Annotated in this window: 19 protein-coding genes; 4 read left to right on the top strand and 15 right to left on the bottom strand. The window is 24.7% G+C overall.

Translation table 11 applies throughout. The annotated features are described in order from the left end of the window. From CRU93_RS12435 to CRU93_RS12385, 11 genes are all read right to left on the bottom strand, one after another. The coding region (locus tag CRU93_RS12435; protein WP_164967682.1) for a hypothetical protein at positions 1-263 on the bottom strand (263 nt) is incomplete at its 3' end. A 32-nt stretch (positions 264-295) separates the two neighbouring features. Then, a complete protein-coding gene (locus tag CRU93_RS12430; RefSeq protein ID WP_258238922.1) occupies positions 296-1,663 on the bottom strand; it encodes a deoxyribodipyrimidine photo-lyase in 1,368 nt (455 codons plus the stop codon). After that, on the bottom strand, positions 1,653-2,594 hold the full coding sequence (locus CRU93_RS12425; RefSeq protein WP_129104521.1) for a DUF523 and DUF1722 domain-containing protein: 942 nt from the start codon (positions 2,592-2,594) through the stop codon (positions 1,653-1,655). The genes CRU93_RS12430 and CRU93_RS12425 overlap by 11 nt, the downstream gene beginning before the upstream one ends. Before the next feature lie 73 nt (positions 2,595-2,667). Continuing rightward, complete coding sequence (thiD, locus tag CRU93_RS12420) at positions 2,668-3,438, bottom strand: bifunctional hydroxymethylpyrimidine kinase/phosphomethylpyrimidine kinase (protein WP_129104520.1); 771 nt, start codon at positions 3,436-3,438, stop codon at positions 2,668-2,670. 13 nt (positions 3,439-3,451) lie between these two features. Then, positions 3,452-4,144 (bottom strand): LytTR family DNA-binding domain-containing protein, encoded by a 693-nt coding sequence (locus CRU93_RS12415; RefSeq protein ID WP_129104519.1) that lies wholly within the window; start codon positions 4,142-4,144, stop codon positions 3,452-3,454. After that, positions 4,122-5,144, bottom strand: a complete 1,023-nt coding sequence (locus tag CRU93_RS12410) for a sensor histidine kinase (RefSeq protein WP_129104518.1) — start codon at positions 5,142-5,144, stop codon at positions 4,122-4,124. Before CRU93_RS12410 ends, CRU93_RS12415 begins: the two co-directional genes overlap by 23 nt. After that, on the bottom strand, positions 5,132-6,535 hold the full coding sequence (locus CRU93_RS12405) for an NAD(P)/FAD-dependent oxidoreductase (RefSeq protein ID WP_129104517.1): 1,404 nt from the start codon (positions 6,533-6,535) through the stop codon (positions 5,132-5,134). Before CRU93_RS12405 ends, CRU93_RS12410 begins: the two co-directional genes overlap by 13 nt. A gap of 107 nt (positions 6,536-6,642) precedes the next feature. Further along, positions 6,643-8,376, bottom strand: a complete 1,734-nt coding sequence (locus CRU93_RS12400) for a protein adenylyltransferase SelO family protein (protein WP_129104516.1) — start codon at positions 8,374-8,376, stop codon at positions 6,643-6,645. Between the two features lie 161 nt (positions 8,377-8,537). Continuing rightward, positions 8,538-8,744 (bottom strand): hypothetical protein, encoded by a 207-nt coding sequence (locus tag CRU93_RS12395; protein ID WP_129104515.1) that lies wholly within the window; start codon positions 8,742-8,744, stop codon positions 8,538-8,540. Positions 8,745-8,940: 196 nt separating this feature from the next. Further along, positions 8,941-9,825 (bottom strand): GTPase Era, encoded by an 885-nt coding sequence (gene era, locus CRU93_RS12390; protein ID WP_129104514.1) that lies wholly within the window; start codon positions 9,823-9,825, stop codon positions 8,941-8,943. Positions 9,826-9,901: 76 nt separating this feature from the next. Next, a complete protein-coding gene (locus CRU93_RS12385) occupies positions 9,902-11,413 on the bottom strand; it encodes a YifB family Mg chelatase-like AAA ATPase (RefSeq protein ID WP_129104513.1) in 1,512 nt (503 codons plus the stop codon). Between the two features lie 150 nt (positions 11,414-11,563). On the opposite strand from CRU93_RS12385, the gene CRU93_RS14415 reads away from it, so the two are divergent. The 3 genes from CRU93_RS14415 to CRU93_RS12370 all read left to right on the top strand — a co-directional run bounded on the left by CRU93_RS14415 (position 11,564) and on the right by CRU93_RS12370 (position 15,039). Continuing rightward, positions 11,564-13,105, top strand: coding sequence for a PAS domain-containing methyl-accepting chemotaxis protein (locus tag CRU93_RS14415; protein WP_129104512.1), 1,542 nt, complete (start codon positions 11,564-11,566; stop codon positions 13,103-13,105). Positions 13,106-13,201: 96 nt separating this feature from the next. Continuing rightward, complete coding sequence (locus CRU93_RS12375; RefSeq protein WP_129104511.1) at positions 13,202-14,575, top strand: methyl-accepting chemotaxis protein; 1,374 nt, start codon at positions 13,202-13,204, stop codon at positions 14,573-14,575. An 89-nt stretch (positions 14,576-14,664) separates the two neighbouring features. Continuing rightward, the gene (locus tag CRU93_RS12370; protein WP_129104510.1) at positions 14,665-15,039 is read left to right on the top strand and encodes a TFIIB-type zinc ribbon-containing protein; all 375 of its coding nucleotides are present in this window, start codon (positions 14,665-14,667) and stop codon (positions 15,037-15,039) included. Positions 15,040-15,051: 12 nt separating this feature from the next. Here CRU93_RS12370 and def read toward each other — a convergent pair whose 3' ends face one another. Genes def through tig form a run of 3 tightly spaced genes read right to left on the bottom strand, consistent with a single transcriptional unit; the run spans position 15,052 to position 17,480 of the window. Continuing rightward, a complete protein-coding gene (gene def / locus CRU93_RS12365; RefSeq protein ID WP_129104509.1) occupies positions 15,052-15,564 on the bottom strand; it encodes a peptide deformylase in 513 nt (170 codons plus the stop codon). 8 nt (positions 15,565-15,572) lie between these two features. Further along, positions 15,573-16,157: an ATP-dependent Clp endopeptidase proteolytic subunit ClpP gene (clpP, locus tag CRU93_RS12360; protein ID WP_129104508.1), complete on the bottom strand. Its 585-nt coding sequence runs from the start codon at positions 16,155-16,157 to the stop codon at positions 15,573-15,575. Positions 16,158-16,178: 21 nt separating this feature from the next. Beyond that, entirely contained in the window at positions 16,179-17,480 is a 1,302-nt protein-coding gene (gene tig, locus CRU93_RS12355) for a trigger factor (RefSeq protein WP_129104507.1), read from the bottom strand. 91 nt (positions 17,481-17,571) lie between these two features. Between tig and CRU93_RS12350 the strand changes: the two genes are divergently transcribed. After that, positions 17,572-19,317, top strand: a complete 1,746-nt coding sequence (locus CRU93_RS12350) for a VWA domain-containing protein (RefSeq protein WP_129104506.1) — start codon at positions 17,572-17,574, stop codon at positions 19,315-19,317. A gap of 2 nt (positions 19,318-19,319) precedes the next feature. On the opposite strand, the gene CRU93_RS12345 is transcribed toward CRU93_RS12350, so the two are convergent. Next, positions 19,320-20,404, bottom strand: a 1,085-nt coding sequence (locus CRU93_RS12345; RefSeq protein WP_258238921.1) for a tetratricopeptide repeat protein, incomplete at its 5' end; no start/stop codon positions are given.

The following is a 20,404-nucleotide window of genomic DNA, read 5'->3' as shown; positions in this document are numbered from 1 at the left end:
GAATTATAAACAAATACCTCAATACCATTTTTAATATTTCTTTCTAAAAATAAAAAAGGCAAAATATCTAAATATAATACTACTTGATACTGTTTTAACTCTTTTACATAAACATAAAACAGATTATATTTTTTATAATCTTTTATATTTTGAAGTTTTAATTGACAGAAAATAAACTTCTTTATTAAATTCTTTCTTATTTGTTCATCGACTTCAAAATAAAATACTAAAAACTCATAATTTTCTACTTTAAACTTTTCCATGTAAAAAGCTTAACATAAAATAATTAAATAAATTATTTAATAACTTTATCCAAAAAAGTTTGCCTTGCTTTTTTATGATTTACAATAGGTTTATTATAGTTTTTTATTTCATTATTAAATAAAAAACTTTCATCATGTAAATCTTTTGCTTTTATATCATCTAAAAAAGGTAAATACTTTTTAATATAAATAGCATCTTTATCAAATTTTTTACTTTGAGAATATGGATTAAATATTCTAAAATATGGTTGGGCATCAATTCCAGTACTTGAACTCCATTGCCAAGATAAAATATTTGAAGCAGCATCATAATCCATTAGATATTTTGCAAAAAAATTTTCTCCTTTTTGCCAAGGAAGTAAAAGATGTTTACAAAAAAAACTAGCAACTATCATTCGTACACGATTATGCATATATCCAGTTGTAATAAGTTGAGTTATACCTGCATCAATAATAGGAATACCTGTTTTTGCATTTATAAAACTTTTATAATAACTTTCATTAAACTCATAAGGTACATATTTTTTAAAATCATCAGTATGCAAACTTGGAAAATTATGAAGTAAATATGCATAAAAATCTCTAAAAACTAATTGCCTAAAAAAACCTTCTGTTTCAAAACCTTGTTTTTTTAAATTGATTAGTTCCCTTAAAACGGCTCTTATACTTATTGTTCCAAAACGAATATCCAAACTAAGATTTGAAGTTACATTTTCATAAAGAAAATCTCTTTTTTCTATATAAGAAGAGATTTTTTGTTTTAATTTTTTTACTTTTATATTTGGATTTTCATAAATAATATCATTATTTCTAAAACCAATTGAATTTATATCAAAAGATTTTAATATAAGTTTTTTATTCTTTATTTCAATGATTTTATCTTTATTAGAAAATTCACTTAATTTACTATTTGCAAACTCATATTTTAATGCATGCTCTTTTGTATAAACAAATTTTGCAACTTTATAATATGCTGCAAAAACAACATATGAAGACCCGTCACTTTTTAAAATTTCATTTGTATCATAGATATAACTATCATTTAACCTTTTTAAAGAAATGATTTTTTCAACATCAAGATCTCTTGAGATTGCATATTTATCATAATCAATACTTGCATAAACTTCACTATATCCAAGAGTTTTTAGATATTCAAAAACATCTAAAATATTTGAATAAAATATAACTAAATCTAATCCTAATTTTTGCAAAGAAAATTTTAAACTTTTTATTTGTTTGAAAATAAAATCAACTCTTCTATCATCTTTATCAAGTGAATTTAAAATAGATTTATCAAATATAAATATAGGCAAGACCTCATCTACTTTTATAGATAAAAGCATTGAATCATCAACTCTTAAATCTCTTCTAAACCAAAGTATTGTTTTTTTATTTTCCACTTTTCACATCACTTCTTAATGCTAATTTATCTGGATAAGGATGAAGAAACTTTTGTTTTAATAAAAATTGTTTATCATATTTTACACTCAAAATTTTTATTAATGCAATTACTGTAATTAATGGAATAATTTTTTCTTTATATTGTTTTATTAGTTCTTGTAACTCGATTTTTTCATCATTTGTTAACTCTTTTTTAAAAAAACCTGCCATATGTTCAAGTACATTTACAGTTTTGCTTATTTTACTTTTTGTTGCAATTGCTTGAACAAAAAGTTCGCTATAATCTTTTACTACTTCTTCTAGACTTTTCTGATCATGATTTGCAACAATATTTCCAAGTTCCCTATAAATTTTCTCATTTTTTGCATGAAGTAGATATTTGTATGAAGAGTGAAATTCTACAATTTCATTAAATTTTATGATGTTTTTTTCTAATTTTTTCATATCATCATATGCAAATATTTGCATTATGAAATTTTCTCTTAGCCAAGGATCATTTAATCTAGCTTCTTCTTCTATTGCTATATATTTAAACTCATCTTTACACATAGCTGCAAATACACCATCTTTTTTACCTTGTGGCATTCCATTTACATAATATTTTGTACTTCCTAACCCACAACTTGGTGACTTTGCTTTTAAGATTATTCCACAGATGGGTTCTTTTTTTATATTTTCAATCTCTTTTTTTGAAGCATCAAATACTTTTTTGGTAACATCTTCTTTTGAAAATACTGTTGAAAGCTTTAATTCATCATCATTAGTAATTCTAATAGTCTCTCTTGGTGTACCTAGTGCCAAATTTTCAGGACAAAAACTTGTAAATGTAGCATATTCACTCAATGTCTTTAATATAAATCTGTTCATTTGATTTGAACCATCATATCTTACATTATTCCCCAATAAACAACTAGATACAGCCAATAACATATTAAAATCCTTTATTTTCTTTAATTATAACATCTAAAATAAATAATTAGTACAAATAATATGTCTTTTTATCTTAAGAAAAAACTTTATGATTAATTACGCCATTTCCTTTACCTAAATTTGGTGCTTTTGAAATAGCTTCAAATACATACTCTTTTGATATTCTAATTGCATCTTCTAAGCTTTTTCCTAAAGCTAAGTTTGCAGCAATGGCTGAAGATAAAGTACAACCAGTTCCATGTAAATTATTTGTTTCTAAAAATGCAGAATGAAATGATTTTATATCATTTTTAGTATATAAATAATCAATACAATATTGCATACCATTAATCACTTTTTTATGCTTTTTTACCAATACATTTGTTTTTAATTCTCTTAACTTATTTAAGTCATGATCTTCATTTTCATTATAATCAAATAACTGCTTAGCCTCATACATATTTGGTGTAATAACTTTAGCATATTGACAAAAATCTTTTAATTCATTTATTGCTTCTGTTTCTAATAATGGTGATCCTGCTTTTGATACAAAAACTGGATCTAAAACTATTGGTATACCTAAATTTTTAATCTCATCTTTTACTACTTTGATAATATTTTTATTATAAAGCATCCCCACTTTTATAGCTTTTATATCAAAATCTTCAAGAATTGAAACTATTTGAGATTTTACAAAATTCTCATCAACTTCATAGATATCTTTTACCCCAGTTGTATTTTGAGCTGTTAAAACAGTAATAACTGATGTGCCAAATAATTTAAAGGCCTCAAAAGTTTTTAGATCTGCTTGGATTCCTGCACCCCCACAAGAATCTGAACCTGCAATAGTTAAAACTGCATCCATAAAGTTACTCCTTTTATCTTTCTATATGTTCTCTGAATTTTTTCGCACCATCTTTACTTGATGTTACTGTATCTTTTATATCAACAAAGAAAAATTCTATTTTACTTTGTTCTTGAGTTTTCATGCTCTTAATATAGTCTAAATTAATTATATATGATCTATGTACTCTAAAAAAATTAAAACCTTTTAATAAATCTTGCATATCAGAAATCTTTTTACTGTAATAAGAAAAACCTGTTTTTGTTCTAAAAATAACTTCATTTAAATCTGCTTGAATATATACAATATCTTCTGGTTTTAATAAATATGCTTCATCTCCATTTTTAGTCAAAAATTTAATAGATTTATTTTCACTAGAATAAGAGATTGCTCTTTTTATACTTACATCTAATTCTTCTTTTGTAAAAGGTTTTAGTAAATAATCAATTGCACCTAGTTTAAAAGCTTTAAGTGCAAACTCTTCATATGCAGTTTGAAAAACAATAAAAGCATTTGCATTTTTAGAAAAAATATCTTGTGCCAAATCCAAACCATTAATATCTGGCATATTAATATCTAAGATATAAACATCAAAGTTACAATTTTGTTCTAATTCATTAAATTCATTTAAATTATTTGCAACTTCATAAGTATAATTTAGCTCATCTAGGAATCTTGATAATCTTTTTATTGCTAACTCTTCATCATCCATTATTAATATTTTCATTGCATTTTCCTATTGTTAATTTATATGTTGGCTCTTTTTTATCAATTAATTCAATCTTTCCATTACACAAAATAGTTAATCTCTCTTTTAAGTTTGTTAATCCAATACCAAATTTACTACTTTTTACCTCTTTACCATCATTTCGTACTAAAATCTCTAATTTACTATTTTTATATATATCAATATATATATTTAAAGACTCATTACTTTTTAAAAAACCATGTTTAATTGCATTTTCAACTAATAATTGTATTGAAAACTTTGGTATTTTATAATCAAAATACTCTTTATTAATATTTATATGTAAAACTATCTTATTTGAGAATCGCACATTCTCTAAGTAAACATATCTTTGTAGGTTATCTAATTCTACTTTTAAACTATTTAAAGCTTTTTCATTCATACTTTCTCTTAAAAATTTTGAAAGCTGCATTAAATTATCTTCAGTTTTATTTACATCAATATGAACTAATTCAACAAGAGAATTTAAACTATTAAATAAAAAATGAGGATTTAATTGTCTTTGTAATGATTTTAATCTACTATCAATAAGTAGTCTTTCACTGTACTCTTTTTTATTGTTCATTTTTACAAATTGATACAATAAAGCAGCAACAAAATATGTTAAAAAACCAATAAAAACTGCAAATACCATATAATTATTTTCAAATTTATCAAGCATACTTATTTTAAATAATTCACATAAATAATATGTAAGTAAGGTTCCTAAAAAACCAGATAAATATGAAAAAGTTATAGCAAGAAATAACCAATATTTTTTTGATAATTTTGGCAAAATATAATTGTTTAGATATGTTATAAAAGACATTGAAAATATAAAAATATCAAAACCTAATAATAAGCCAAAAAAGACTGAATTAATTATATTTTCACCTAATAAATAATAACTATAAATAGATAATAGTGAAGAGAAAAAAAGTGCAATTATAAAAATAAAAAACCAATCTTTCAATCTAATTTGTAATTCTATATGTCGCATATTAACCTTTGCAAATTTCTAACACCCATCATAACTCCAGGCCAACCTTGTGCAGCAAATGTAGTATCACCTACATTATATAAGCCTTTTATTGGAGTATCATTTGAAGGAAGTTTATATACGTAATTATTATATTTAACAGCAATTCCACCTAAACTTGTTCTATTTATATATCTTTTAAAAGTATATGGAGTTGCAGCAAAACATTTGATGATTTCACTTTCATCAATATTTAAATAATTACACACAATAGCTTTTATTATATCCATTAACTCTTGTTTTTTTTCTTTTGTATTTGTACTCCAAAATTCATTTTTAGTATGTGTTGAAATAGTAATACTACCTTTCATCTTTTCATCATCAATATCTGCAAATGATACAAAAATAGAGTTTGAAATAGTATATTTTAATTTTTGCTCTAATATTATTTGGTAATGATGGTCAAAATTTTTATTTGAATCTATTTTCATATAAACCATAAATGCAGATGTACCCAAATCAAATTTTTCATATGAATTAATATAATCTAAAATCTGTTTATCATCAAATAACTCTGCACTATCAAAAAGTGAAGAGTTTAATACAAGATTTTTTGTTTTTAATCTGTTTTTATTTGAATGTATAATAAAAGTATCATTTTTTCTCTCTATTTTTTCAATAAATTCTGATTTTTTTACATCTTCAAGTTTTGATTCAATTGATTCAAATATTGACCCCATTCCTCCAACTACATAATAGTTATCAACAAACTGATATCCCAAAGCTAAAGCACAAGTTAAAAAATTCACTTCATTTGTTTTTGCTTGTGCCACAATTAAAACTTGGTTATCTATATAATTTAAATAATCTTTTGATATACCATCAAAAAACTCATCTATAAACGTATCTGCTTTTTCAAATAAATAAGGATAAAAAGCTATTAATAAATCTTTGAATGAAAAAAGTGATTTTATTTTTGAATAAAAATTTTTATTTGAGTAATAGTAATTATTAATTTGAAAAAACTTCTTATTTATATCTAATATTAGTTTATAAAAATGTTGATTTTTTTGATGATAAAAAGCAGAATTTATCTCCTCAATAAAATTATTAAAATCTCTTAATCTTTTTATTTTTTTATCTTTATATAATACTGTAAGTGAAGAATCAAGATGTTTTTTTTCAAAATCAATGTTGTATTTATTAAGAAATTCATATAAATATTTGCCATTTTCATAACCTGCAAAAGTAGTAGCACCACTGTTATAATAATATCTACCTCTTTTAAAAGTAGAAGAGCAACCACCTAAATAAGGCTCTTTTTCAAATAAGGTAGTTTTATATTTTTCATTTAGAAAAAGTGAACTCAAAGCTCCACCTATTCCTGCACCTATTACAGCAAAATCATTCATAACGTCTCTCCACTAAATCACATTTTAATTATTTTAAGATATTTTTTTGATTTATAGTAGATTTATTTTGTTAGTTGATATATATAGTTAATGAGTTTACTCTTCTTTTAAGAAGAGCAACTCATATGTGATATTCCACCCATATTAAAAAACTCTCTTGGTTTTAATTTATAATATTTTTTTTCAATTTCATCTGAGTGTTCATCATAAGGCTTAATCATAATTTCTTGAAGTTCTTTTATCAAGGAGTAATCACCTTCTTGTGCATTTTTATAAGCTGGTGCTAAAATCCACTCTCTTAATATATATTTTGGATTTATTTGTTTCATTTGTTTTGATAACTCTTCATAAAAATTAGAAGACATTTCATCTTTATTAAGTATATTATTTGTATTTATAGTTAATCTCCAATTTTCAAGCCAGTTTGACCATCTATTTTGAAGTTGATTATTTAGTGTTATATCTTTATAAAAACTTTTTTTTAAACTCTCAATACTTTTTGGTATATTTGATAATTCTCTAAAAAAAATAGTATAATCTACAACTGTTTGACACATTAAATACTCTAACTCATCAAAAATTTCAGAATCAAATGTTTCTAATCCAAGCTTATTAGCCCACATTTGTTTAACTTCTTTTTCCATTACTTTTGAAAAATTATTTTTAATATTATCTAGTTTTTTTAATGCAATTTCATCAGATAAAAGTAATTGTTTTAATGATTCACAAAAAGAGCCAAAATTACGTTGTGCTGCAACTGGCTGATTATAAAAAGCAAAATGTTGCCCTCCTCCTGTCCAAGATTGGTAATTAGGATCAAAAATATCAGTAAAACCAAATGGGCCATAATCTAAAGTAAATCCGCCCACTGCACAATTGTCACTATTAAAATTCCCTTGACAATATCCAACTCTTAGCCAATTTGCTACAAGTTTTGTCAAACGATGACAAAACTCTTGTGCTAAAACTATAACTTTTTGTTCTAAACTCAAAGAGTCACTTATTTCATCATTATATTCTCGTTTTATTATGTGTAAAACAATCTTTTCTAACTCTTCTTTTGCTTTTGAATGTTCATTTTTACGTGCACGACGAGCAAAAAGTTCTAATTGTCCAACTCTTAAAAAAGAAGGAGCAACTCTTGTAGAAATTGCAATATTTTCTGAAACCATAATATCAGGATTAAAAGAATTAGAATCTTCTTGATACCAAGGTCTTGTAACTTTTTGTGTTTTTGAAGTAATCAAACTTAAAGATCTAGATGTTGGCACTCCAAGACCATACATATGCTCTTGTGCCAAAAACTCTCTTACACTTGATCGTAAAACTGCCCTTCCGTCTGCACCTCTACAATATGGTGTTTTCCCTGCACCTTTAAGTTGCATTTCCCATCTTTTACCATCATTTACAACTTCAACTACAGAGATTGCTCTTCCATCTCCATAAGCATTTCCTGTTTGAAAAGGACATTGTTCATAATACTCTTTGCCATAAATAGAAAGTGCGTAACCAGTTGCCCACCCAACTTTACTCATAGATTCAGGTAAATTTGATAAATCACCAGAAAACATACTTATAAATTTATCTGATTTTGCAAAACTTTCATCAAAACCCAATTGGTTAAAAAGAGTTTTACTATGTGAAATATATTCTGGATTTTGCATAGGTGTTGGCTTAACTGGTACAAAATGACCAGAAAAAACTTCTCTTGGATAATAATCTTCCCCATCTGATGTAGCTTCTAAATCACAATTTAGATTATTCATTAATGAATAATCTGTAACTTTAGCTAAATCACTTAATGTTTTAATTGTAGTTTTATTTTGTTTTTCTACTTTCATATATTTCCTCTTTTTAGAAAAGTTTCAAGAAAGTATACTAAATTTTTCATCTTTAAAATTCTAAAATATCTATTAGAATAAATACTTAAAATTTTTCAAAGAAAATAAAATATTGTTTTCAGGTGGAAATCCTGAAAACTAAGTTTTTAATTGTAATAAAATTAATATTTATCATCATCTTCATCATCATAATTATACTCATCATAATCGTCATAATCAACTGTGAATATTTTTGGATAGCCTAATTTTTGAAGTTCGATATCAATATTTTCTTCTGAGAGTCTATTTTCAACTTTTTGCATTATTGTTTCAATATGCTCTTCTTTAACATTATTTGCTCGTAATTCATAGATAACTGATAATTGCATTTTAATTTTCCTCTTATAAATACAATCATGGCGTTTTACTTTTTGTAAAACATCGTCTCTAAATAACTTTAGATACACATAACTAATTAAACATAACAATTATAAAATATTTTTTATTTAAATTAGTCATAAATAGAAGTTTTTTTTGAGAAATTTTTAATTTTAGTAAGAAGAGAGATTATTCTTACTAAAAAGATTATAAAGTTACATCATAACCAAGGTCTTTTAAACCTTTTTTATCTTTTGTCCAACCTTTTTTTACTGATACAAAAAGTTCTAAGAAGCATTTTCTGCCTGTTAATTTTTCTATTTTCAATCTCGCATCTTTTCCTATTCTTTTTATTGCAGTTGCACCTTTTCCAATAATCATACCTTTTTGTGTACTTTTTTGAACTACAATTGTTGCTTTTACAACATCAAGATCTTCTTTTTCTTCAACTTTTTGAATGATAACATCAGTTTCATATGGTATTTCATCTGAAATATTATCAAAGATTGATTCTCTAATAAACTCTTTAAAGATATCTCTTAAATGTTGAGTTGTCATAATTTCAGGATCAAATAAATATGGGTGCTCTGGAAGATGTTTTACAACATCATCTAAAATATCAGCATGGCTTGTTGCTTTTTTGATTGATACAGGGATAATTGATTCGTATCTATCACTATATTTTTCATACTCTTGCATCTTTTCTAAAACTTCTTTATTTGAAACAAAATCTATTTTTGTTAATAGAAGAATATGTTTTACATTTTTTTTATTTTTTTCTAAAAAGCTTTCATAGTGTGTGATTTTATCTGTAACAGGTGCTAAAAACAGTATCAAATCACAATCACCCATAGCTTTTAAGGCTTCATCTAACATAAATTGATTTAATAATTTTTCTGTTTCATGAAGTCCTGGTGTATCAACAAATATAATTTGATCATCTTCGTGCATTACAATTATATTTGATCTTTTTCTTGTTGCATTAGCTTTATGTGAAACCATAGTAAGTTTTTCACCAACTAGCCAATTTAAAAGTGAGCTTTTACCTGCATTTGGTCTTCCAACTACAGATACATAACCACATTTTGTCATTTATTCTCCTCAAGCTTTTTTAGCTTTTAATTTAACTTATATAATACCATTTTTGTGTTTAAAAGTTTTAAATACCTTATCTTCTTCTATAACTTAAAGCCTGCATTAAATCTTGTTTTGAAATATGTTCATTTGCATTTAAATCAGCAATTGTTCTTGCAACTTTTAGAACTTTATTTATACTTCTAAAAGAAAGATTGAAATTTGCAATTGCTTTTTGTAAAATAGTTTCGCTTTGATTATCTAATTTGCAATATTTTTTTATTTGTTTATCTGATAGTTTGCCATTTAAGTTCTCTTGTTTTCTATTTTTTTGTATAATAAAAGCATCAATTACTTTTTTATGAAGAGTTCTTGAATCATTTGTATTTTTATCATTCATTGTAGGTTCTTGCATGGATACATACAAATCTATTCTATCAAGTAATGGTTCAGATAATCTATTTTTATATCTTTGTATTTCAAGATCACTACATCTACACTCTTTTACTTTTGAAAGTAAATTTCCACATGGACATGGATTCATTGCTGCTACAAAAAGAAATTTAGTATCGTATATAATTTTAGAATTTACTCTACTTATTAACACTTTGTAATCTTCAAGTGGTTCTCTTAATGCTTCTAATGTACTTTTTGAAAAATGAGGTAATTCATCAAAAAATAAAATACCACTATTTGAAAGAGCTACTTCACCTATTTTTGCACTATTTCCACTTCCTCCACCAAATATTGATGATTTTGTTGAACTATGATGTGGAGATCTAAAAACTCTAGTAGGAGAAAAATCAATTGGCTTAAAATCCAAAGCTTGTAATTTTGCTTTTTCAAGTATCTCTTCTAAATTCATAGGAGGCATAATATATTTTAGCCTTTTACTTATCATTGATTTACCACAACCAGCACTACCTTCAAATAATATATTATGATTCCCAGCAACAGCAATCAAAGCTGCATTGATTGCATATTCTTGTCCTTTTACTTCATTAAAATCTAGTTCATAATCAGTTAAATAAAAATAAGGAATGTTTTCAACTACTAATTTTTTATAATCAAATGATTGATTTTCAAATTTATATTTATCTTTATTGTCAAATTTAAAAAAATCAATTGCATCTGATAGTTTATCTACACTATATATATTTATATTTGGTATTTTAGATAATTTTTTTGCACTTTTAGGACAAACAACTACATTTTTTAATAAATTTTGTTTTGATAAAGATAATACTATTGGAAATATACTACTACAATCTTTTATCTTACCATCTAAACTTAATTCTCCAAAAACATAATAATTGTTAAACTCTACTTTTGACTCATAAAGCGCAATAATAAGTGCAATTGCTAAATCAAAATGTGTTCCACTTTTTTGAATTTCAGAAGGTGATAGATTTATTGTTATTTTTTTTGCTGGAAATTTAAATTCATTTGTTAATAAAGCTGATTTTACTCTATCTCTTGATTCTTGAATTATATTAGAAGCTAAGCCAACAATTGTAAAAGAAGGAAGTCCATTTGTAAATGTTGCTTCTACATCTACACTTTTTGTATCTATTGTTTGCAACGTTGCTGATTTTACTATTTTCATTATTTATCCATATTTTAAAATAATTTATAATATTATTTATATAATTAAATAATAATTAAACTAATTTTATTATAAAAATTAAACAAAAATGATACTTTTGTGTGATATTCTCATACTAAAATGTTTTCATATTTATAAAAAGGAGAAAAGATGTCATTTTTTAAAACAGAAAAAGAGAAAGCAAAATTGACTGCAATTGAAGAAAATTATGCAATTATTTCTTTTAATCCTGATGGCACAATCATAGAAGCTAATAACAATTTCTTAAATGCTGTAGGTTATTCACTAGAAGAAATTAAAGGAAAACATCATAGCATTTTTTGTATTGAGTCATATAAAAATTCTCAAGAATATAAAGATTTTTGGAAAGCTTTAAATGAAGGTAATACACAAACTGCTAGATTTAAAAGAATTAAGAAAAATAAAGAACCAATATATATTCAAGCATCTTATATCCCAATAAAAAATAAAAATGGTAAAGTTTATGAAATAATAAAATTTGCTCAAGATATAACTGAGTTAAGAATACAAAACCTTGATTATAAAGGTCAAATAGATGCAATTAATAGATCACAAGCAGTGATTGAATTTGATATGAATGGAATTATTTTAGATGCAAACAAAAATTTCTTAGATACGCTTGGGTATTCACTAGATGAAATTCAAGGAAAACACCACAGTATGTTTTGTGAAGATTCATACAAAAATTCAAAAGAATATATAAAATTTTGGGAAGATTTAAATAAAGGAATTTTTTCTACTGGGCAATATTTAAGATTAGGTAAAAATGGCAAAAGAATTTGGATACAAGCTTCATATAATCCTATCTTTGATACAGAGGGCAAGCCTTTTAAAGTAGTAAAATATGCAGTTGATATAACAAATAGAAAAGAGATGATATATCAAATTGATGAAAATGTAAAAAAATTAACTTCATCTTTAAATCATCTTTCAGAAGCATCAGCTTCAATGTCAGAAGGTGCAGAAATCACTAAAGATAGTTCACAAAAAATCACTGAATCTATCACACAAATAAATGAAGCCGTTTCAAATTTATCAGAAAAAATAGAAGCGATGTTATCTTCTATTACTTCAATAACATCTACTTCAAAAGAAGCAGAAATTATTACAAAAGAAGCAAGGGAGCAATCAAAACAGACAACTCAAGCAATAGTAAAATTAAATGAAGAGTCTGAAAAAATTGGTGAAACAATTAAAATAATCACACAAATTGCATTTCAAACAAATATACTTTCATTAAATGCTGCAGTTGAAGCAGCAACGGCAGGTGAAGCTGGTAAAGGTTTTGCAGTTGTTGCACAAGAAGTAAGAAATCTTGCAAATCGTTCAGATGCAGCAGCAAAAGATATTACAAGTGCAATTGAATTTATTCAAACTTTAGTAAAAAGTTCATTGGAATTAATTCATAATATTGATACAAAAATTGAAGATATAACTTCTATGTCTACAAATATATCTAAATCAATGAAAGAACAAGAAGAGATTTCAGATGATCTTTCAAGTACTGCACTTCAAGCAAGCCAAGGGGTAAATGAAGTAACACACAATATGACTAATGTATCAGAAAATGCAATTAAAAGTGGTGATAGTGCAAAAGATACTGTTGATGCAACAAATGAATTAATAAATGTTTCAAATGAATTAATATCTATACTTCATAAATTGAAATAATAATAAAGAGTAGATTTTAATTTACTCTTTTCATTGATTATAATCAATACAAAATTTGTCCTATTTTATTATACTTTCAAATAAAGGAGTAATAAAATGACAAAAATAAAATCACTATATTTTAGAATGACAATAATTCACTATATTGGAATACTGATTCTACCTTTCAATGCACTATTATTTACAGAAAATAATACTGCTAAAACTATACAAATTATAATTGCAATTGCATTGATTTTTCATGAATTAGATGAACGAAAAAATGGTAAACAACTCTCTTCAAAACTTATTGACTTTTTAAAAGATATGGATAACCCAAATACAAAATTTAAGACTAATACTAACTTTGCAAGTGAATACTCAAAGATAAAAGATATTATTGATATAAGAGAAAAGAAGAAAAAAGAACAAATACAAGAAGAACAATTACTAATTAATGAAGCAAAAATAATAATGAATAATTTAAAAAGTGGAATATTTTCAAATATAATCAAACAACAAACCTCAAATAAATCTCTTGAAGAGTTTAAAAATAGTGTAAATGATATGATTTCAAAAACAAAAAATAATTATAAAATAATAAATACTCAACTTACTAATTATACAAATTATGACTATACAAATAACATAAAGATTGATTCTATAGATAAGAATGGAGAGTTTTATAGTATGGTAAACTCAATTAATAATTTAAAAGATGCCATAATAAATATGTTAAAAGAGAATAAAAAAAATGGACAAACTATTATTTCATCGTCAAATGATTTATTAAATAATGTAAAAAAACTAAATGACACATCAAACTATACAAAAACAAGTATAAGTGAAACAACAAATGACATACAAACAATAACAGTTCAAATCAATGAAATATTTAAAAATACAAACAGTATGTCAAATCTTGCAGAAGATTTAAGTAAATATGCTTCAAATGGAGAGAATTTGGCACATAAAACAAATAACTCTATTGAACAGATAAATGAAAAAGTAAAAGACATAAATAGCGCAATTATTACAATTGATCAAATAGCATTTCAAACAAATATTTTATCATTAAATGCAGCTGTAGAAGCAGCAACAGCAGGTGAAGCTGGTAAAGGTTTTGCAGTAGTTGCACAAGAAGTTAGAAACCTTGCTAATAAAAGCGCAACAGCTGCAAATGAAATAAAAAATATAGTTGAAGAAGCTACAAATAAAGCAAATGAAGGTAAAGAGATCTCAAATGAGATGATTTTAGGATATGAAAATCTAAATACAAATATCAATGAAACTATAAAATATATAAAAGAAGTAACAACAAACTCCGAAGATGAACAAGAATCAATAAAAAAAATAAATGAAAAGATTTTAAATTTAAATAACAAAATAGATATAAATACAAAGATTGCATATACAACAAATGAAATTGCAAAGAATAACTCAATTATTGCAAATCAAATTTTACATAGTGCAAATCAAAAAAAATTTTGATTCATAAATTTAAAAAACTAATTCTATTTTTTATTTTTTTAAAATATTTAAAGAGTAATATTTTAATTACTTTTTAAATAGGAAAATTTATGTCATTAATTAAATGTCCAGAGTGTGAACATGAAATTTTATCAAGAATAGGAACTATATGTCCAAATTGTGGTCATATGGTTGGATATTTTGAGGGTGATAAAAATAGAAAAAAATACGGCAAATTTTTTGCAATTAGTTTGTTTGTTCCATTTATTAATTTTGTTTTAGTGCTTTTATCTTCATTTAACAAAACATCTTTGATTGTAGCTAGTGTTATTTTTGTTGTGTTAGCATTTTTAAGTTCACCTATTAGATATAAAGATATCTTTGTTACAAAATTTGAAAAAATATTATTTTGGGGAATTTGGCTAGGAGCAAATACATTAATTGCTGTTATGATTTATAATCTAATGCACAAGTTTGTAAATTAGAAGAAAGAAAATCTAATTAGATTTTAACTTTTTCTTCCAATCTTTTTCAAATTTTTTTCTTTTTGTAATTGATAGATTTTCGATAAATAAATGTCCAGTTAAATGCTCCATTTCATGCTGCCATGCAACAGCAATAAAATCTTCTGCTTCAACTGTTTTTTTGTTTCCAAATCTGTCAAAATATTCTATAATAATATGTTTTGCTCTTTTTATCTCTTCTGTAAATCCTGGTACACTAAGACAACCTTCAAAATTAACTTGAACACCATCTTTATGTGTAATTACTGGATTTATAGCTTCAATTAAATCTTCTTTATCTTGAATATCTTGTTCATTTGGAAGATTAATAATTAATACGTTTAATGGAATAGCAACTTGAATTGCTGCAAGCCCTACTCCATTTTCTGATATCATAGTTTCATACATATCATCTAAAAGAGTATGAAGTTCTTCATCAAAAACTTCAACATCTTTAGATTTAGTTCGAAGTAGCTTATTTGGATATGTTATAACTTCTCTAATCATTTTATCACTTACTTATGACTTGTTATTACTTTATCTATTAATCCATATGTACAAGCTTCATCTGCACTCATAAAATTATCTCTATCAGTATCTTTTTCAATAACTTCTAAAGGTTGCCCAGTTTGTTCAGAAATAATTCCATTTAAACTATCTTTCATTCTTTGAATCTCTTGTGCTTGGATTTGAATATCTGTAGCTTGTCCTTGTGCTCCACCAAGTGGTTGGTGAATCATAATTCTAGAGTGAGGAAGAGAATATCTTTTTCCTTTTACTCCAGAACTTAATAAAAATGCTCCCATTGAAGCAGCTTGTCCTATACAAATAGTACAAACATCAGGCTTAATATAATTCATAGTATCATAAATTGACATACCACTTGTAATAACTCCACCTGGAGAGTTGATATAAAGATAAATATCTTTTTCTGGATCTTCAGCTTCTAAAAATAGAAGTTGAGCAACAACTGTTGAAGCTACTTGGTCATTTATTTCACCACTTAACATGATAATTCTATCTTTTAGAAGTCTAGAATATATATCATAACTTCTTTCACCTCTACCACTTTTTTCAACTACGTATGGTATATAACTCATATTTATATCCTATTAGATTTTTTATTTTCCTAATTTTTCGTCTAATAATTTTGTGATAACTTTATCTTCAATCATAGACATTTTAATTGCTGGTAGGTATCCAGCTTCTTGATATTGTTTTAATACATCTTGTGGATTTTGTCCCATTTGCATTGCTTCATAATAGATAACTTGAGTAACTTCTTGATCTGTTACATCTACACCTTCAGCTTTTGCTAATGCATCAACAATAAATGTAGCTTTTACTGATTTTTCAGCATCTTCTTTTAATTCATCTCTCATAGATTCTACTTTAGAAGCATCTTCTTGTAAACCTTTGATTTCTTCTTCAGTCATAGTTTTTACTTTATTATTTAAAGCAAAATTTACTTCTTGTTCAACAACAGTTGAAGGTAATGCAAAATCAACTTTTTCTACTAAAGTATCTAAATATTGAGGTTTTAACTCTTCTCTATAATATTTACCCATTTCTGCATTTTTAAGTTGTTCTTTAATTTTTTCTTTTAAAGTCTCAACTGTTGCATTTTCTTCTTGTGGTAACATTTTTTTAGCAAATTCATCATCGATTTCAGCTGCTGTTTTTTCTTGAATTTCATGTAAAGTAACTTTAAATACTGCTTCTTTACCTGCTAATTCTTTTGATTGGTACTCTTCTGGAAAAGTAACTGTTACATCTTTTTGCTCATCATATTTCATACCAATGATTTGTTCTTCAAATCCTGGGATAAATGAATTAGAACCAATTTCTAATGGATACTTTTCAGCTTTACCACCTTCAAATGCAACACCATCAACAAAACCTTCAAAATCAATAACAGCAAAATCACCGTCTCTTACCATTCTTTTTCTTTTGATTTTTTCTAAAGGAGCAGAAGCTTTTGACATTTCTTCTAATCTCTCATCAATCTCTTTATCACTGATTTGTTTATCTTCAACTGTTGGGATTAAAGCTTTATAATCACCTAAGTCAACTTCTGGTTTGCAAGCAACTTTAATTTCAATTTCGATATCACCATTTTCTTGTTTATCAAATTTACTAAATGAAGGTTCACCTACTAAATCTTCATTATTGATTTTTAACTCTGCTAATGCATTTGTTAAAATTTCTCTTACTGCATCACCTTCAGCATCTTGCTGTAACTTATCAGCATATCTTTGTTTAACTACAGACACAGGAACTTTCCCTTTTCTAAAACCTTGAATATCAAGTGTTTTTGCAGCTTCTTTAGCTACTTTGTCTAAGTTTTTTTCAATTAAGTCTTTTGCAACTGTTGCAGAAATTACTGCATTAGCTTCATCAACTTTGTTTGCGTTAAATTCCATTAATTCTACTCCGAAAATATAATTTAATGCGATTTTATCTAACTATTACTAAAGCTTTAATAAAATTAGATTTACAAAAAGGAGTAATACATTGGAATTTTTATACCCTAACGTACTATTTTTTATGCTAATTCCTACAATTTTATTAGCTTTTTTACTAACTACCAATAAAAAAAGCATTGAAAACTTTTTTACAAAAGAAGCTTTAGATAAACTAACAGTTCAAAATAATCATATGAAGAAAAACACAAGAATTATTTTATTTTTTATAGCTATTTTACTTATGACTATTTCTTTAGCAAGACCCGTTTTAAATAAAAAAGAACAAAAGATTAAACAAGAAAAAATCTCCTATGTAATAGCTGTAGATATCTCAAAATCAATGTTGGCACAAGATGTTAAACCAAGTAGATTTATATTTGCAAAAAACAAATTACTTAAACTTCTTGATTTATCAAAAGATAAAGAAGTAGGAGTTATATTATTTTCAAATAATTCATATATTTTATCACCACTTACAAAAGATATTGATTCATTAAAACAAATAATTTCAAGAGTTGATGAAAGATATACTTTTGATAATGGTTCTAATGTAGAAGTAGCAATAAAAACTGCAAAAAAATTATTAAGATTTGTAAAACATAAAAATTTAGTTATTTTAACAGATGGTACAGATACCAAAGATTTTAGTAAAATTATAAATACTGCAAAAAAAGACAAGATAAGTGTTTATACTATTGCTATTGGAACAGAGAATAAAACACCAATAAAACTAAAAAATGGCGATTTTTTGACTGATAATAGTGGATCAATTATAACAACTTCTGTAAATGAAAATATAAAAGATTTATCTTTAAATACAAATGGTGCTTTTACAAATTATACTTTAGACAATTATGATGTTACAAGTATTATAAATCAAGTTACAAAAAACTCTACAAAACAACAAGACAAACAAAGAAAATTGAAAATATATACTGAACTTTTTTATTATCCTTTAGCACTTGCACTACTTATATTACTTATATCTTTTTCTTCATTGCCAAAAAGTAGATATTTACCATTTTTATTAATATTTTTTATTCATACAGATGCAAATGCCTCTATTACTGATTTTAAAACTATCGATAATGCTACAAAAGCTTATCAATCAAAAGAGTATGCAAAAGCAGAAAAAGAATTTAAAAAAGTTGCTAAAAATGCTCAAGGATATTATAATCTTGCAAACTCTTTATATAAAGAAAGAAAATACAAAGAGGCATTGAAAAATTATAAAAAAGTAATCACTTCTGATGATAAATTACAATTTAAAAAACTTCATAATTTAGGTAATACTTATACAAAATTAAATAAATTAGAAGATGCAGTAAAAATGTATAAAAAAGCATTGAAAATCAAAAAAGACGAACAAACAAAACAAAATCTAAAAATTGTTGAAGATGCATTAAAAAAGCAAAAGAAAAATAATAAAGATAATAAAGATAATAAAAACAAAAAAAATCAGAATAAAAAAGAGCAAAAGCAGAATAAAAATCAAAACCAAAAAAATAGTGATCAAAAGAAAAACAATAATCAAAAACAAAAACAAAAAAACAAAGATCAACAACAAGAACAAAAACAAAAAAATCAGCAACAAAAACAAAAGAATAAACAAGAGTCAAAATCAAATAAAAAAAACAAAAAACAAATTAATAAACAAAAAGTAAATTCATCAAAAGTAAAACAAAATATCATCTCAAATAGAGAAGAAAAAAAATGGTTACGAAAAATAGAAAATAATAACTTAGGTGTATTTATAAAAAAAGATGAAGAATCAAAATCAAATACAAAGTGGTAAACTTACCTACTTTGTACTCTTAATAAAACTTTTTTAGGAATTTTATTTTCTTTATTAAGCTTTTTCATTAACTCAATATATTTTTTATAATATTCTCTTGCTTTATCATAGTTATAATTAGAATAATATGCATCACCCAGATTATAAAGAGCAACTACTCTTTTAGGATATTTATTTATAATTTTTTCTAGAAGATATATAGCTTCGTAATTTTTTCTTTTCATAATTAAATAATAAGCTATATTGTTATAATAAGCAAGAGTTTTTTTTGTCAATGGTATATCTTTTAATAATGTATATATATACAATTGATTATATTCTTTTAATTCTTTTGTTTTTTTATTTTTAACATCATTTTCAATATCTTTTAATAAAGCTATTTTATTTTTATGATTTTTAATATTTTTGTTTAATTTATCTAAAGTATTTGAAGTTTTATAATAATAATTTAAATTTCCACACTCTTTTAACAACTGTTTATAATAAGAAGTATCTGAATATTTTTGTTTTAATTTATTAAAATATTCTCCATAACCTTTTACAATAAAATTATTATAAACTTTTTGATGATCCCAATAAAATGCTCTTTTTAACGCATATCCTTTTGTAAAATCATAATTAACTGTTTTTGCACTATTTATATCATATAATGCTAATTCACTCTTTGCAAGCATATAAATAATTTTTGCTTTGAACTCTTTATTTTTTGCAGTTTTTAAAGCCTTTTTAAAATGCTTAATTGATAAATTGATTTTCTTTAATTCATTTGCTTTTTCTTTAAAATAGTATGTACTTCTATAACTTGTTGTAAGAATGTTTGAATTACCCCAATAACTTAAGTTATACAATGCCGTTGCATAAAGATAATTATCCATTGTTGAATTTGGATTTTTTTGTAAATTATTTTCAATATCAACTAATTTTTTTATTGTTTCATAATATGTATATTTTTTCTTTGATTTAATCCTGTTATTACCATAAATAAAATTATTAAATATATTAAACTCTAATTTAACACTATTTTTTTTACTCTTTTTTATATTTTTTAAAACCTTTTTAAAATCTAAATTATTCATCAATATATTTG

This window comes from Arcobacter sp. CECT 8985, from assembly GCF_004116495.1.
GTDB lineage: Bacteria > Campylobacterota > Campylobacteria > Campylobacterales > Arcobacteraceae > Malaciobacter.
Note: the sequence above shows the minus strand (reverse complement) of the source record. Positions and strands in the feature narration are given on the sequence as shown.